Here is a 15,249-nt window from a genome sequence, read left to right on the forward strand (position 1 = left end):
TATATCGCAATAGTGTTGAATAATTTTTTAGTTTTTCATTCACAATAAAGAAAATTCTGTTGTGAAAGTTGACTTCTCAAACCAGTCTCAGGAAATTTATTGCAGTAGAGAAAATGGGAAGTATATTTTCGGTAGAGGTTTGAGCTTCTACTATTGCGTATATCGCAATAGTGTTGAATAATTTTTTAGTTTTTCATTCACAATAAAGAAAATGTAGAGAAAATGGGAAGTATATTTTCTATAAGATGTTTAATTATGACTATTGCATAAGTCAGAATGCTGATGATAGTATCTTGATTAAGAACCCAAAGTAGAAAGCAAAAAGATGAGAAGAGATTTGGGAAAAATACGTTTTGATAACCAGATTTGGTATAACCTCTAATTGAAAACTTTCCAACAATGAAAGTTTCATTCATAATTTCCAAATATACCTAATTAAAACCGTGAAATTTTTATAAAAAATCTCAAATTTACAATAGTTACGCCAAGACAATATATATAGTAAATTAAAACTATAAATCATGAAATAAGTAGTGTTTTAAACTCATGGATTGGGTGATTATTGTGATAAATAGGAATTTTAAAATTATTTTCCCACTCTTCCCTTTTTCCCAAGAGATTTTCTGGCAACTCAAATAGGAAAACTACATATGAAAGAAATTAAAGAAGTTGCTACTCTGCTAGAACAAAAAAATTATAAACAGGCAGCTAAACTACTAAAAAAATTACAAAAAGAAGATCCTCAAAATTTGTGGGTGCAACTATATATTGGGCGGTGGTATGAAGAGATAGATAAATTAGAATCAGCAGAAAAATTTTATAGAAAATTGCTCAAAGATGCAACAAACCCACAAGTAGTTATACAAGCGCGTCAAGGTTTAAAAAGAATAGAAAATATAGAAAAAAATCGCCAAAAAGAAGCGATCGCTGTGGCAAAATCTAATCCTGAAAATATAGAACCAGGATTACTTATTCTTGAACCAGTTAGCAAAGAAAATAAACAGGAAGCAGTTAAAAATCTGGCAAGAATTATGAAAATTGACCCCTACTCTGCCAGAATGCAGTTACAAAATAGAGGTTGGCGAATTTATCGAGTTGGAGCAATTGGAGAATTAAAAGTTTATGGTGAAGAAATGCTCAAAGCAGGTATTCCTGTATTTTGGGCAAAAATATCAGATATTGAAAAGATAAATATTTTCAGAGTGCAATATTTTCAATCTATTTCTCCCCAGGCAAATATTGTTTGTTTGAATGAGCAAGATAAAATGGGAAGTTTAAATTTTGATTGGTCAGAAGTAGTAGCAAAAGTTGAAGGATTATTACCTATTTTTATGGATGCCATGGATTACGATCCTAGGCGACGTTCCCAAAAAATTCGTCATAAGAAAATGACTCAAGATTATGCAAATATATTAGATTTACATCTTTCTAGTCGCCGTAGCATTATCAGATTTTGTGACCAAAATTATCAATATCAAAAAGGGATTACTCCTAAAATTCAGACTCAAGAGCAATCCCTATTAAAAGCACAAACTACTAATAGAAGTAAATGGAATTACTTAGTAAATATGATTGACCAAAAATTAGGTAAAGTGCAAACTTGGTCTAATTTTACTGCCTTTGGAGAAGTGACAAGTCGAGATTATACACAACTATTAAGTCGTCTCAAGTCTCACATTGATATATCCCGTAAAATCGAAACAATGTGGGACCCAGCTTTTCAGTTATATAGTAGTTTAGTATTCTTAAAAACTTAGGGTTATGACGTAGTAATTATTGATTTCTAAGCTAATTATTGATTCACCCCTTAAGAAATTTATGAGTAATTTACCAGTCGCCAGGAGAGTTAGGAAATTCTCGCACCTCTCAAATTTAGTCACACCAAAAATTTAACTTCTAACTTCGTAAGCATTCAGCCGTCAACCATCAGCTATCAGCATTTACATAAAAGCTTTATTTAGGGTTTGCTTAAAAAGTCTTTTTGCTCTTTTTAGTAGTCAGGAGAAATGGGAGTTATAGAGAAGGTAGTTAGAAGAATGGTCATTTGATTTTTCTGCCATAGTAAGCTTTTGATGCTAACTTTTTGAGTACTTTAGACTCTTTAGCTGGTAATTTTTTCGACTCCAAAACAGCACTTGCCTTTATCTGTCAATTCTTTGAGATTTAATCAGAAAACCCTATTTAAACTCCAACTCTTAACAGCAGAGTCCTAAGTAGCTCAGAACTAAATCTTACTACAAAAGCCAGAGCATTGCTGTTAACAAAGTTCCTCCGTAGGAGGCTAGCTGACAGCTAATAGCTGAATGTTTACCTAACTTCTTATATCTATAGAAATACTATCTTGGTAAATTCATACTCTTAGCAATACTACGGAACATACTCATATTAGCACCAGGACGACGACGTTTAGCAGTAGGTTTCGGCATTAAAAAGTTAGGAGCAAATAATACTACCTCTTTTGGTTCCTGGGGAGTTGTAAAATTTGTTATGGCAGGTTGTGGTGCTGGTACTTGAGGAACGGTAGATTGTTGTTTTTCAACTTTTTCAGCTTTTTTAGCAGCTTGAGCTTCTTTTTTTGCTTCTGTAGCGGCAACTTTTTCAGCTTTTTTAGCAGCAGAAAGTTTAGCTTTTGCCTCTTTTGGAGTTTCAGAACTAGCTGGTTTAGTTTCTGTTGTTGTAGATTCTGGTACTGTTACAGTAGCTTGAGTTGATTCTTGCTTAGGCGCACTGTCTTCTTTAGGAGCATCAAATTCTAATAGATACTCTGATTTTTTTCCAAAAGGAAAAATACCGAAAATTCCGGCAAATAATCCTCCTATAAAAGCTAACATGATTTTTATCTCCTAAAATGATTTTTTGTAGTATTGCTTACAGATTAATACTGTACGCTCAGGTTATGACATTGCGCAACTTTTATTCATATTTCTTTATAAAACTTTACATTAAGTACAATGACGTAGACTGTAAATGTAATTAGGGTTTGCTGAAAAAGTCTTTTTTAAGGAGTAGGGGAGCGGGGGAGTAGGGGAGTAGGGGAGTAGGGGAATAATTTTATTGCCTCTTGCTAGAAATGCTAACTTTTTGAGTATTAAGAGCTGAAAACCAAGGTATTTCAGACCTAAAAACGCACCTTATTTCTCTGTAAATGCTTTTAGATTTAATCAGCAGAGTAATAATTATTAGGCTAACTCCGAGGTGAAAAAATCAGTAATTGTTTACCGAATTATTAATAATTAATAATTAAATAATTCGCGCCTTGAAGCCTCCCCTTGGATAGGGGAAAAAGCGGTCGTTTGCGGAGCATTCCGTCAGGAAAGTTGTGCGGAACGCTAAACGCCATATCCAATCGACCAAGAGAAAAGTGCTAGGATATTTCGATATCTTCAATTCTGTAACGGTTTTAACCAGAGGTAATTATCAATTATCCATTAATGAAATATATTTCAGAATTTACAGAATAATTACCAAAAAAATTTATGCCAGTAAAAAGACTGTCCTACTGAAGGAAAGGAAAGCGATCGCCTCATCCTAAAATGTGGAATTAGAGTAAAAATTTTCTGCGGAATGCAGAGCTAACAGCTATTATCATTCAGCATTTCCTATGGAATGCTAGGCAAAAAGATGCCTTAACGTAATAACTTACAAAGGTTAGCCAATGACCTTTTTCTTGATAATTTTTAATTTTCCTTGGAGACTAATTCCTCCTTCAGTGTGATAAGAAGTTAATAATTTATAGCTGATAGCTTACGAACTAAAAATATTCAAAAAAAATATATGGAAAGTTTAAACAAACCTAATCCAGTATTATTAATCCACGGAATTTTTGACACCATAAGAATATTCGATAAAATGTCTCAATACCTAAAAAAATCTGGATGGGAAGTATATTCTCTAAACTTAGTTCCTAATTACGGTATTTTAGGTTTAGATAAATTAGCCGAACAAATAGCAGATTATGTAGATCAAACATTTCCACCTAATCAACCCATTGATTTAATAGGTTTTAGTATGGGAGGAATAGTAAGTCGTTACTATGTTCAAAAATTAGGAGGTATAGATAAAGTAAAACGTTTTATTACTATTTCTTCTCCTCACAACGGTACATTAACAGGTTACGCTTTAAATTTAGCAGCACCCAAGCAGATGCGTCCGAAAAGTGATTTCCTAGAAAATTTAAACCAAGATATTGATATATTAGAAGAAATAAATTTTACCTCTATTTGGACACCTTATGATGCCATGATTGTGCCTGCCAGAAGTTCTCAAATACCAGTAGGTAGAGATATCAAAATAGATATTTTACTTCATGCTTGGATGGTATCAGATGAAAAAGTTTTGAAAGTAATTGTTGAGGAGTTGAAAGCAGAGTATAAATCCAAACTAATCAAGAATTTTATCAGTTGATTTGATCGAGGAAGGTACAGATACTATTTGTTAAAGTAAGTGTTTAGGATTGAATAACTTTTATTCTTTATTCTGGCTATTTTTGCAAATTTCCTAAAGTAGCCTGACTCTTGATAAATTTATAATAAATTGCAAAAATATAACCCAGTTCTTTAACAAAGGAATAGGGCAGAAAAATCCAGATTCCTTACTATAGCAGTTGTCACTCATGTTGACTTGCATTACTTCTTCTTTCTTCCTTCTTCTGCACCATCTCCAGAAACAAATTCTAATATTAATGAGAGGAGAAATATATTCTTGCCAAAGTACATAAGAGTGTCGTATTTCTCAATTTAAAAGAGGGGAAACATGAGGAACATAAAACCAATCTGGTGCTTCTGCTCCTCTGAGAGGAGGATCGGTTAATCGCCAATAAATTCCACAGTCTTGACCTATAGCATATTTTCCGTCAGGATGAATTTTATCTAAGGTAGGTTTGATAGAATCAGTTAATAGAATACTTTGATGATGTTCCTCAAAGTTTTTTACAAATGTACCGTCTGATTATGGTAGTTGAGTATGGTCTGGAACAGAATTAATATCCAGTTATTTTGATTCAGTAATTTCTATAGCAATCCTATTTTTAGGCAAGAGGCAACAGGCAACAGGCAACAGGTAAGAGTTTCAAATTTTTTATCTACTTTTTAATTTATCACAACCTATGCACGGATTGCTATATTTTTGTACTCATTATTTTAAGGTAAGGAAGAAGGAACTAAGAAGGAAGCAAGAAGGAATTCATTAATGGATAATGGATAATGGATAATTACCTCTCCCTTTTAGAGAGAGGATTGACCAATAAGGAAAAAAATTATTTCTCTTGGTCGATTAGATATGGCTAGGTTTTCTCAGCATCTCTGTTCAAAATGCACTTTTTTGTAGCATTCTTTTTTAAAGTGATTTTCTTTACTAAGAAAAACATAGTATGGAAGCAATATTTTCCCACTGCTATCTTACAAAAATTATCAATTATTTTTCCCTAATTCATACTCTCTACTCCCTAATTCCTACTCCCTATTTTTCTAACTTAAACTGCTACAGAATCGCCAACTTCCTGATGATCATTACAGCCAAAAATTGCTTCTGAATGACAATAATATTTGAACTCTAGCAAATTATGGAACGGATCTTCCAGGAAAAAAGTGCGATGTTCCAAAAGAGAATTTGTAAATCTTCGTCTGGGTTGCTGATAGAATTTTAATTGATTTTTTTCAGCACGTTCTAGCAAAGCTTCCCAATCACTTTCTAGAGTAAAAACTAAACCAAAATGTCTGGGATAAATGCCTTTTTGTGGTTCTAAACTATCTTTGGAAACATGAGCAACAATTTGATTTCCATAAAGATTTAGAATTACTGAGTTTGGAGATTCTCGCCCAACTTCACAACCTAAACCATTGGCATAGAATTCTTTTGTTTGAGCAATATCATTCACGGGAAAGGCTAAGTGAAAAAGAACTTGATTCATGGTTACTTTACAATGAATAATTAATAATGGATAATGGATAAGTAGGTAGGCACAAAAAAGTTTAACTAAATTCAGTTTTGTCAACTAAATCCAAGCTCCAACCTACAGTTGACTTGAAGGTGAATTGACATTTTGTTACATAGGGACAAATTTTCACACCAACCTACTTAGTTGATAATGAACAATGGATAATGAAAATTATCTCTAATTATGGCATTGGTGAATGCGTAATGCTTTTGTCTCAAATATCTATGAAAAAAACTATTGTTTTACGGTTCATAAATACTGAAGAGCATTACCTAATCACCAAACCCCTAATTATAAATTATCCATTTAAAAGGAGAGGCTTTAAACCTCTGAAGATTAATTATCAATCATCAATTATCCATTATCCATTATCCATGTTATCTAATATTAACTCTGTAAATCCCTGGTTAGTAGCTATAATTTTAAATACTATCTTACTAAGTCTCGTTTATTTTGCTCCCAAAAAATTATTAACTCCCGCAGGAATAGTTCATGCTTGGATACTCGGAGTCTTGATTTGGGGTAGTTTAGGTTGGCCTGGATATGCAGTAGTGGTATTTTATTTTTTGGTGGGTTCCGGGGTGACTCGCATTGGAATGGCCGAAAAGCAAGCTGCCGGAATAGCAGAAAAGCGCGAAGGGGCAAGAGGGCCAGAAAATGTTTGGGGTTCAGCCCTGACTGCTGCTATCTGTGCTGTGGGTATTTTGGTAATTAGTCTCTTATACCCGAATAATCCTCCCATAGAAAATTTACCAGTCTTACTAATGTTGGGTTATGTAGCCAGTTTTAGTACCAAGCTTTCTGATACTTGTGCTAGTGAAGTAGGAAAAGCTTACGGTAAGCGGACATTTTTAATTACAACTCTACAACCAGTGCCACGGGGAACCGAGGGTGCCGTAAGTTTAGAAGGAACTTTAGCAGGTATAGTCGCTTCTGTAGCGATCGCTTTCCTTGGTTGGACTGTAGGTTTAATTGATTTGACAGGAATCGCTTTTTGTGTTATTGCAGCCTTTATTGCTACTAACTTGGAAAGTGTAATTGGGGCAACGATGCAGTCTCAGTTTGAATGGTTAACCAATGAAGTAGTAAATATTATCAATACTTTAATCGGAGCGATCGCTGCAATTTTATTAGCCATAGTTTGGTACTATATAGTAATTAGTAATCAGCCAATAGGTATGAGCTTTTTTGTTTCCTAAATCTTAGCTTTGTACTCCTGGCTACTTACTTTATAGTCTAAGTTTCTATGTTTAGCTTGAATTATTTTCACTGAAAATCTATAACAATCTTAATTTTAATTGTCAGATATTTTAGATTTTTAGAGAACAGGAAAAACTAGATATAAGAATTAGTGAAATCCTCAATCATTCCTGAGAATTTATATAGTTATTACATCCAAATATCTACTTGATTCTCTATCCATTTTTCATATCTGATTCCTGATTGGTATACGATCAAAATTGTGTGAATCATATTTTAAGTTTTATAGATTAACTATAGACTAAAATTTATTTGTAAAAATATTAGCGAAAGGCGGAATTTTACCAATGGAATCTAAACCACTACTAACAATAGGTGAAGAACAATTATCATGGGGGCAAGGTTTAAAATATTTGCAAGCCTCTGGAAAATTACAATCTTTTGTCACAGAAATTGTCCGTCAATATGTGATAGAAAAAGAATTGGAATCTAGGGAAGATATAAATGTAAATCCAGGAACTATTCAACAAGCAATGATTGATTTTAGATTGCAAAGAAAGCTGGAAGACCAACAAAAATTTCAAGAATGGTTACAACAAAATAGAGTTAACTATAATGCTTTAGAATCACAAATGGAAACTTCTTTTAAACTGAAGCAATTAAGAGATTCTATTAGTGCAGAAAAAATCGAAGAATATTTTAATGAGCGTAAAGCAGGTCTAGATTATGTAATTTTATCTAGAATTGTCGTCCAAGATAAAGAATTAGCAGATGCTGTACATAGAAAAATTGTGGCAGAAGGGGGCAAGTTTGAAGATTTAGCTAAAGAACATTCAGTTACAAATGATAAAAATTTTAATGGCATTATGGGTGCAGTTACTTTAGCTAGTTTGCCAGAAGATTTAAGAAATGCAGTTAATTCTGCTAATCCTGGAGATATTTTAGGACCATTTGATACAAATAAATATTGGAGTATATATCGACTAGAGCAGTTACAAGGTGCTTCTTTAGATAATCCTGAAATCAAGAAAAAGTTAGACGGTGAATTATTTGAACGTTGGGTAGCGGAGAAACTGAAAGATATAAAAATTACTCTCCATGTAAATGAGTAAATTAATTAATAATGGACAATGGATAATTGATAATGGATAATTAATCCCTAGAGGTTTAAAGTCTCTCCAATACCAATGGATAATTGATAATTAGAGATAGTTTTCATTATCCACTATCCAATTATTAAATATTCATTCATTATCCATTGATAGCTGAAAGCTAATAGGTGAATGCTTACCAAAATTTTTAGAGAAAATAAGGAAAAAAATGGGTAATTGATAATTAATCGAATCTAGGTTTAAAGTCTCTCCTTTTTAATTGATAATTAATAATTAGAGATGATTTTCATTATCCATTATTCATTTACCTGAAAAAGACAAAATTTTTAGAGAAAATAAGGAAAAAATATGAGTAATGAAAATAAATCCATTCACGAGTTTGATGTTAAATTAATCTGCGAATATTTTTCGACAATGGAACGACAAGGACCTGGAAGTCCTGAAATAACTATTAAAGCTTTAAGCTTTATTGATAATCTGACCAATGAATCAAAAATTGTAGATATAGGTTGTGGCACCGGAGGTCAGACAATGGTAATAGCTAATAATACGTCAGGGAATATTACAGCCATCGATCTGTCTCCCATCTTTATAGATATATTCAATGTTAATAGTCAGAAATTGAATCTCCAGGATAGAGTTAATGGTATTCTAGGTTCAATGGATAACCTTCCTTTTCAAAATGAAGAATTAGATTTAATTTGGTCAGAAGGATCAATCTATAATATCGGATTTGAACGAGGTATAAATGAATGGCATAAATTTTTGAAGAAAGGAGCTTTTGTTGCCATTTCAGAAGCATCATGGTTTACTCAAGAACGACCTGTCGAAATTGATGAGTTTTGGAATAAAGAATATCCAGAAATAGATACTATTTCAAATAAAGTGACACAAATGGAAAAAGCAGGATATATTCCAATTGCTACTTTTGTGCTGCCTGAATATTGTTGGACTGAAAATTTTTATGCTCCGCAAGTTTCTGCACAGGAAAAATTTTTGCAAAAAAATGTAGGTAATAAAACTGCCGAAGAACTCGTAGAAAATCAACGACATGAAGCTGAATTGTACAATAAATATAAAGAGTTTTATGGCTATGTTTTCTATATAGGAAAAAAGATTTAAAATCAAATGATAAATTTATATCACAAATCAGCCTAAATATTTGACAATGAATTAACTTTACACCCTAACTATATCGGGAACTTGTGCTGATATTTTTTGATAATTAGTTAGAATTTTTTTGATGATATTTTGATAATGAATTAGGTTATCCATTTAATAATTTCCTCTTGTTTTGTATTAATCACTAATAGTAAAACTTGATATTTTTGGAGAATTAACTGAATTGCAATTTATGCAAAAAACTTTTCATAAATTTTGTTATCTACTGCCAAATAAACTTGATAATTGGGATGATCCGTAGGTTGGGTTGAGGAACCGAAACCCAACACAGATAGGTGGGTTATTATTGTTGGGTTTCCTACGTCAACCCAACCTACTAAATTACAGATGTCTATTGAAGAAATGAAGCAGTCTTACCAAATTCTCCAGTAAAAACAAAAGAACTCATCGGTTTACGACTGCGGGGAGAAAGTTCCCTCTCCCGTAAAGACTCAGGCAAAATCTCAGGTTCTCCAGGATAACCAATAGCTATTGCTGCTACTGGTTCATATTCTGCTGAAATTTTATATAATTCCCGTGCTTTATCAACATCAAAACCTCCCATTTGATGAACTCTCAAACCCATTTCTGTTGCTTGAAAAGTTAAGCTAGCAACTGCTAAACCAACATCGTGAAAAGCGTGTCTATTAGGGTTATTATTTTTCTCAAAAGAAAGTTTAGCAACAGATAACATTAATACAGGAGCAAGACCTGCCCAAGGTTGATTTCCTTCTACAATACAACTAAAAAGACGTTCATATTCAGCAGGATTTTCTTTAGTAGCAACTATGAAATTCCAAGGTTGCTCATTGAAACAAGAAGGAGACCATCTTGCTGCTTCTAGAAGTGAAAGTAATACTTCTGAAGAAACCATTTTGTCGGTAAAAGCTAGAGAACTCCAACGTTTTTTTAGTAACTCGTTAATTGGGTATTGATTATCTGTAGTTTTTTCCATTTTTTGAATTTTTTAGTAATTGTTTAAAGTCGTGAAAAATCTTATTTTAATTGTGAGATATTGTGAATTTTTAACTGTTCAAGAAAATATCGCATTAGATTCTCATTTTCCGGTTATAATAAAGCTCGTAGTAGGGCTGAAGCCCTAATACAAATTACCATGGATTAATGCTATACTTCAACAGTCAAATATTTACCAAGATTCAAAGTTTGTTTTTGATAATTATTAGTTTTTTAGTATAGATTTTTATGATTTTTCCTCTCCTCCTACCTCCCATACTTTCCCACACAATTAGATATAGCAAGATTTTTGAGAAATGGTACAAGCATAAATATTTGATGGGCTAAAGCCCTACTACAAACAAAAACTTTTTTACATTTGCATTTGACGGCGAATATAATTTTCTACAGATTCCATTTTCATCTCAAATATTCTTTCCAAATTCTCAATTTCTTCTGGAGTGCAGAAAAATTCATTCGCCAATAATACTCTTAAAGTACCCAAAGTTTTTTGTAATTCAGGATTAAATAATCCCAGAGAATTCCGTAATCCATCAAAGACAAATAAAGGTGGATTAATAACTATAGGTTCCCGATTAAAAATTCTACTAAATATCTGAGAAATTTCTCCTCTAGAAATAATTTCTGGTCCTCCCACAGGCAAAATTTGATTACAAGCAGCTTCTACAGAAACAGAATCCACAGCAATTTTTGCCAAGTCATTTGTACTAACTATTGAAGTGCGATTTTTCGACTCTCCAATAAGTAGATAAATTCCTGTATCTCGAAATCTTTCTGCTAGCGGTAAGAGATTAGAAGCAAAACCAGAAGGTTGCAAAATAGTATAATTCAAACCACTAGCTTTAAGATATTTTTCTACCTCTTTTTTTGCCTTAAAAGTTGGTGAATCTTCATATCCACGATTAGCTCCTAATACAGAAATAAATACAAAGTGTTTAACACCAACTTTCACAGCACAATCTATCAGTTCAATATTAGCTCTATAGTCAACTGCTTGAACATCACCCGCACCACCGTGGGCACTAATAATATATTCAATTCCTTGACAAGCTTTATCAATATCCTTGTCTATTTTTAAGTCGCCGATAAAGATTTCAGCTCCACGATTTTCTAATTCAGAATAGGCAGAATTTAGTCTAACAAAAGCACGGACTGACATTTCTTTTTCTGTCAATATCCTAATAATTCTGCGACCTAATCCTCCAGTTGCTCCTGTTACTAAAAACATAATTACTTTTGGTTATATATTAATAGTTCAATCTAAAAATTTACCGAATCAAAAATTTACTATAGCCAGAAGAAATGATTCGTTAAAAAAACTGTAAGGGTTTGCTTTCCAAATCCCATTTGCCCTTGGGTTTGGAGACCAAACCCCTACGATAAAATATTACAACATAAGCGCGGATTGTTATATTAACTGAACATAGCAAATAGTTTCTATAATTACCTAATTATTACTTGAATCTTCACTTCTTCCTTTTTCCTTATTATTACTTGATTATTACTTGAATCTTCACTTCTTCACTTATTGCTTCTTCCTTCTTCCTTCTTCCTTCCTTTAAAATTCCACAACAACTGGTGCATGGTCACTAGGTTTTGTTAACTCTCTTGGAGACTTGTCAATTATACAACTTGTTGCTTTTTGAGAAAGGGGTAAACTCAGATAATGATGGTCAATACGCCAACCACGATTACGGCGAAAACCTGCTGCTCTATAATCCCACCAACTATAATGTCCACCTTCGCTGGTAAACTGGCGAAAAGCATCCACCAATCCTAACTTAAGAATTTCTTGTAAAGCTTGACGTTCCGCATCAGATAATCCCACAGAATTTTTACAACCTTCTGGGTCGTGAATATCTCGGTCTTCTGGGACAATATTAAAATCTCCACAAATACATAAATTTGGCGATTTGTCAAGAACTATTTGTACATATTCTTGCAACAATTTTAACCAATCAAGTTTGTAATCATATTTTTCACTACCAACACTAGCACCATTAGGAACATAAAGATTAAGGATACAGACATCATTTATTACCCCAGTAATTAACCGTTTTTGTATGTCAAAATCTCCCACTTTATCATCACCTAAAATAGGAGCAAAACCACTACTAACATCTTGCATTGGGGAACGACTAAAAATTGCCACACCGTTGTAAGATTTCTGACCAGAAATATAAGTGTGATAACCTAATTCTTCAAAAGGCGATCGCGGAAAATCTTGGTCAATAACTTTAGTTTCTTGTAAACAGAGAATGTCAACAGAATTTATTTTTAACCAGTCAATAACTTGTTCTTGACGACTGCGAATTGAATTGACATTCCAAGTAGCTATTTTCATAATTTAGGGATTAGGGAGTAGGGAGTAGGGAGTAGTAATTCGAGAAACTAGGGAAGAGAAAATAAGAAAAATAACTGTACCTCAGTAACTTGAGAAACACTATATCTATAAAGAATGCTATTAGGATTGAAGCAACTTAGATAGAAATCCTAAATAGGTTGTAATATTTTATTGTAGGGGTTTGGTTTCCCAATCCCTTTTTCCCTTTGGTTTGGAGACCAAACCCCTACCGTTTTTTTTCACAAATAATTTATGATTACTATTATGTAATAGCTTAATCCTTACTTTAAATCTAATAAACCACTGGTTTTAAGCTTAGGATTAAAACGAATATTTTCTTGTAAACCTCTATCTTTTAATACCTCTAAAATATTAGCTTCAACTCGCCTAGCTATATTTTTTAATAGTTTTTCTTTAGCGACTTCATCAATTAATGGATTTTCATATTCTACTCTTTCTGATTCAGTCATTTCTTGTTTAGCATCTATGGGTTGATTCCATTTTGATTCTGCTGTACCATTGCCTAAAGGTAGGGAGCCATTTTCATTAATCCAAGCTGCTTTTATACCTTCCAATACACTACGATTTGGGCGCTCAATAGTTTCTACTTTTAGCCAATAACAGTTATTAGGTTGACGGACTAAATGTTGTTTAAGACTCTGATAAACATCACGAGAATAACCAACAAATAGTAGTTCTTTTTCCTGGTTAAAAATTCCATAAACACCAATTTTTCCTTGTAATGATAATGGTAAATTCCCTTCTGAATCAATGTAAGGTAAATATTCTAGTTGGGATAATTCTGGTATTTGTATTTCGGTATTAGTCATTTTAGTTATCAGTTATCAGTTATCAGTTATCAATACTGCCCTCTGAAGTTGGAGGCAATAAAATCAGAAATTTCATTTTTACTTCCTTGAAAAGGCAGGATGCTTGATAACTTTTAAAATACGGAGTTTTAGACCCAATTATCAAATAGAATTGATAATTAATTCCAGTTTAATAGAAGTTAATGAATTTTATAGATAGCACAGAGACGACTTGGTTTAAATATTTTAGCTTTAAACATAAAATTAGGTGGCACATTGATAATAATATAATCCCTAGATTCGTGATACTTCTCAAATTCTTGTGGCATTCCTTTTGGTGTTTCTTTGCTATAAGGAACTGGCTGAAACATGAGTTCAGTAAATTCTATTTTTTTTCCTGGTAATTGTGTAGTGATTTGTTGGAGAAAATTTTCACTTGTTAATAAGCTGAATAAAGTCCGTTTAGCATCTGGCTCTAGAGTAAAACTACTATCAAAGTTTTCAATAATTTTTAAACCCATGTTAATTTTCTTTTTGAAAGTTTATGTAATTTAGCTCTGGTTGTTGAGATAGTATTGCTTCTATCACATCGGAAATACCATTTACTTATATTACTATTTCTTTGATTAAACTCAACTACTTTGAGTGAATATGAATAATTGTTAAGGCATGATATTAAACAACAAACTATGATAAAATATCAAAATAAAAATTTGTAGTATGTATGATTTAACTGAACACATATTATGGCGATCTAGATTTATGGAAAATAGGGAAACATCATCAACAATTTTAAATAATTCCCAAAGTCAGTTTAAGAAGCTAGAAATAGCAGAATATATTGCTTTATTGGTTTCATTTGTTGGTTCAGGTTTGGCATGGTTGTTTGAACAATTTATGTTTGCTGCAACTCCAATAACATTGGCATTATTTTTGAATACAATTAATCGAAAAATATTTGAAGAAAAAATCCAAAAAGAGAGTAACAATGAAGTAGAAGAATTAAAAATGAATATGAACTCAGTTTTTGAGCAATTAGACGCACTACCAAAAACAATTACTGAACAAACTCCAGAATCATATCAAAATAAATCAAGCCTTGAATACAATACAATTACAAAAGAAGACTGGGAAGCAATAAATATTAAATTTTCAAATATTGAAGAAGAACTACAATCATTAAAAGATATAGCTACAAATTTACAGCAAAATAAAGGAGATAATTTACAATCAATAAATAATACATCAATGCTCAATGAAATAGAACAATTACAAACACAAATAACTAGGTTGCAAGAACTAAATAGAGATATTGTCAGACCATATTTTATTCGTTTAATTCGTGCTGTAAAGCAACTAGATAAAACAACAAAATCTTAATTATTAGATATTCCAGAAAATATACATTTACCAATCAAAAATGTAGAAATAATTAAGCAAAATTAATTGTATATTTAATGCTGAAGTTAAATAGGTAGGCAAATTAACGAAGTCAGAAGTCAGTACGGGCGTTTCATGTCGCGCAGCGAAACGGCCGTTAGCTTCGCATAACTATCGTTAACGCCCGTACAGAAGTTATTTTTGGGGTATTAGAGCAACCATCCAAAAATATTTCGCCTTAAAAAGCGGGGTTGCGCGACCCAATTATTTTGATAATTTTACCAAAAAATGAGGTCTAAAGCCTCCCCTTTTAAGGGGATGAAAAAATATTTA

13 protein-coding genes and 1 pseudogene are annotated in these 15,249 nt (G+C 32.4%); 6 read left to right on the plus strand and 8 right to left on the minus strand.

The window, feature by feature from the left end:
• Positions 1 to 650 precede the first annotated feature (650 nt).
• Positions 651 to 1,757 (plus strand): tetratricopeptide repeat protein, encoded by a 1,107-nt coding sequence (locus ACP6PK_RS17280; protein ID WP_426561176.1) that lies wholly within the window; start codon positions 651 to 653, stop codon positions 1,755 to 1,757.
• A 579-nt stretch (positions 1,758 to 2,336) separates the two neighbouring features.
• Here ACP6PK_RS17280 and ACP6PK_RS17285 read toward each other — a convergent pair.
• Positions 2,337 to 2,831: a hypothetical protein gene (locus ACP6PK_RS17285; protein ID WP_426561178.1), complete on the minus strand. Its 495-nt coding sequence runs from the start codon at positions 2,829 to 2,831 to the stop codon at positions 2,337 to 2,339.
• Positions 2,832 to 3,774: 943 nt separating this feature from the next.
• On the opposite strand from ACP6PK_RS17285, the gene ACP6PK_RS17290 reads away from it, so the two are divergent.
• Positions 3,775 to 4,404: an esterase/lipase family protein gene (locus tag ACP6PK_RS17290; protein WP_426561180.1), complete on the plus strand. Its 630-nt coding sequence runs from the start codon at positions 3,775 to 3,777 to the stop codon at positions 4,402 to 4,404.
• A gap of 239 nt (positions 4,405 to 4,643) precedes the next feature.
• Here the strand turns inward: ACP6PK_RS17290 and ACP6PK_RS17295 are convergent.
• Both ACP6PK_RS17295 and ACP6PK_RS17300 read right to left on the minus strand, forming a co-directional pair.
• Positions 4,644 to 4,989 (minus strand): annotated as a pseudogene (locus ACP6PK_RS17295) (Uma2 family endonuclease); the annotation flags it as partial.
• Positions 4,990 to 5,470: 481 nt separating this feature from the next.
• Entirely contained in the window at positions 5,471 to 5,908 is a 438-nt protein-coding gene (locus ACP6PK_RS17300; RefSeq protein ID WP_094672130.1) for a VOC family protein, read from the minus strand.
• A gap of 401 nt (positions 5,909 to 6,309) precedes the next feature.
• Here ACP6PK_RS17300 and ACP6PK_RS17305 point away from each other — a divergent pair, with 401 nt between their 5' ends.
• From ACP6PK_RS17305 to ACP6PK_RS17315, 3 genes are all read left to right on the plus strand, one after another.
• The gene (locus ACP6PK_RS17305) at positions 6,310 to 7,134 is read left to right on the plus strand and encodes a TIGR00297 family protein (protein WP_426561198.1); all 825 of its coding nucleotides are present in this window, start codon (positions 6,310 to 6,312) and stop codon (positions 7,132 to 7,134) included.
• Between the two features lie 348 nt (positions 7,135 to 7,482).
• Positions 7,483 to 8,247, plus strand: a complete 765-nt coding sequence (locus tag ACP6PK_RS17310; protein WP_426561182.1) for a peptidylprolyl isomerase — start codon at positions 7,483 to 7,485, stop codon at positions 8,245 to 8,247.
• 348 nt (positions 8,248 to 8,595) lie between these two features.
• A complete protein-coding gene (locus ACP6PK_RS17315) occupies positions 8,596 to 9,369 on the plus strand; it encodes a class I SAM-dependent methyltransferase (protein ID WP_426561184.1) in 774 nt (257 codons plus the stop codon).
• Positions 9,370 to 9,760: 391 nt separating this feature from the next.
• On the opposite strand, the gene ACP6PK_RS17320 is transcribed toward ACP6PK_RS17315, so the two are convergent.
• The 5 genes from ACP6PK_RS17320 to ACP6PK_RS17340 form a co-directional block, all read right to left on the minus strand.
• Positions 9,761 to 10,363, minus strand: coding sequence for a nitroreductase family protein (locus ACP6PK_RS17320; RefSeq protein ID WP_426561186.1), 603 nt, complete (start codon positions 10,361 to 10,363; stop codon positions 9,761 to 9,763).
• A 372-nt stretch (positions 10,364 to 10,735) separates the two neighbouring features.
• Positions 10,736 to 11,611, minus strand: a complete 876-nt coding sequence (locus ACP6PK_RS17325; protein ID WP_426561188.1) for an SDR family oxidoreductase — start codon at positions 11,609 to 11,611, stop codon at positions 10,736 to 10,738.
• Between the two features lie 330 nt (positions 11,612 to 11,941).
• Complete coding sequence (xth, locus tag ACP6PK_RS17330) at positions 11,942 to 12,727, minus strand: exodeoxyribonuclease III (RefSeq protein ID WP_426561190.1); 786 nt, start codon at positions 12,725 to 12,727, stop codon at positions 11,942 to 11,944.
• Between the two features lie 281 nt (positions 12,728 to 13,008).
• Positions 13,009 to 13,557, minus strand: coding sequence for a GIY-YIG nuclease family protein (locus tag ACP6PK_RS17335; RefSeq protein ID WP_426561192.1), 549 nt, complete (start codon positions 13,555 to 13,557; stop codon positions 13,009 to 13,011).
• 179 nt (positions 13,558 to 13,736) lie between these two features.
• On the minus strand, positions 13,737 to 14,057 hold the full coding sequence (locus ACP6PK_RS17340; RefSeq protein WP_426561194.1) for a hypothetical protein: 321 nt from the start codon (positions 14,055 to 14,057) through the stop codon (positions 13,737 to 13,739).
• Positions 14,058 to 14,298: 241 nt separating this feature from the next.
• On the opposite strand from ACP6PK_RS17340, the gene ACP6PK_RS17345 reads away from it, so the two are divergent.
• Positions 14,299 to 14,916, plus strand: coding sequence for a hypothetical protein (locus tag ACP6PK_RS17345; RefSeq protein WP_426561196.1), 618 nt, complete (start codon positions 14,299 to 14,301; stop codon positions 14,914 to 14,916).
• The last annotated feature ends 333 nt before the right edge of the window (positions 14,917 to 15,249 follow it).

Source organism: Dapis hubbardiae BLCC-M172 (assembly GCF_050016015.1).
Taxonomy (GTDB): domain Bacteria; phylum Cyanobacteriota; class Cyanobacteriia; order Cyanobacteriales; family Microcoleaceae; genus Trichodesmium.

Bases quoted from the DNA above. Each gene is read 5' to 3' on its own strand.
- ACP6PK_RS17280 (WP_426561176.1), top strand. From the start codon at position 651: ATGAAAGAAATTAAAGAAGTTGCTACTCTGCTAGAACAAAAAAATTAT.
- ACP6PK_RS17285 (WP_426561178.1), bottom strand. From the start codon at position 2,831: ATGTTAGCTTTTATAGGAGGATTATTTGCCGGAATTTTCGGTATTTTT.
- ACP6PK_RS17290 (WP_426561180.1), top strand. From the start codon at position 3,775: ATGGAAAGTTTAAACAAACCTAATCCAGTATTATTAATCCACGGAATT.
- ACP6PK_RS17300 (WP_094672130.1), bottom strand. From the start codon at position 5,908: ATGAATCAAGTTCTTTTTCACTTAGCCTTTCCCGTGAATGATATTGCT.
- ACP6PK_RS17305 (WP_426561198.1), top strand. From the start codon at position 6,310: ATGTTATCTAATATTAACTCTGTAAATCCCTGGTTAGTAGCTATAATT.
- ACP6PK_RS17310 (WP_426561182.1), top strand. From the start codon at position 7,483: ATGGAATCTAAACCACTACTAACAATAGGTGAAGAACAATTATCATGG.
- ACP6PK_RS17315 (WP_426561184.1), top strand. From the start codon at position 8,596: ATGAGTAATGAAAATAAATCCATTCACGAGTTTGATGTTAAATTAATC.
- ACP6PK_RS17320 (WP_426561186.1), bottom strand. From the start codon at position 10,363: ATGGAAAAAACTACAGATAATCAATACCCAATTAACGAGTTACTAAAA.
- ACP6PK_RS17325 (WP_426561188.1), bottom strand. From the start codon at position 11,611: ATGTTTTTAGTAACAGGAGCAACTGGAGGATTAGGTCGCAGAATTATT.
- xth (WP_426561190.1), bottom strand. From the start codon at position 12,727: ATGAAAATAGCTACTTGGAATGTCAATTCAATTCGCAGTCGTCAAGAA.
- ACP6PK_RS17335 (WP_426561192.1), bottom strand. From the start codon at position 13,557: ATGACTAATACCGAAATACAAATACCAGAATTATCCCAACTAGAATAT.
- ACP6PK_RS17340 (WP_426561194.1), bottom strand. From the start codon at position 14,057: ATGGGTTTAAAAATTATTGAAAACTTTGATAGTAGTTTTACTCTAGAG.
- ACP6PK_RS17345 (WP_426561196.1), top strand. From the start codon at position 14,299: ATGGAAAATAGGGAAACATCATCAACAATTTTAAATAATTCCCAAAGT.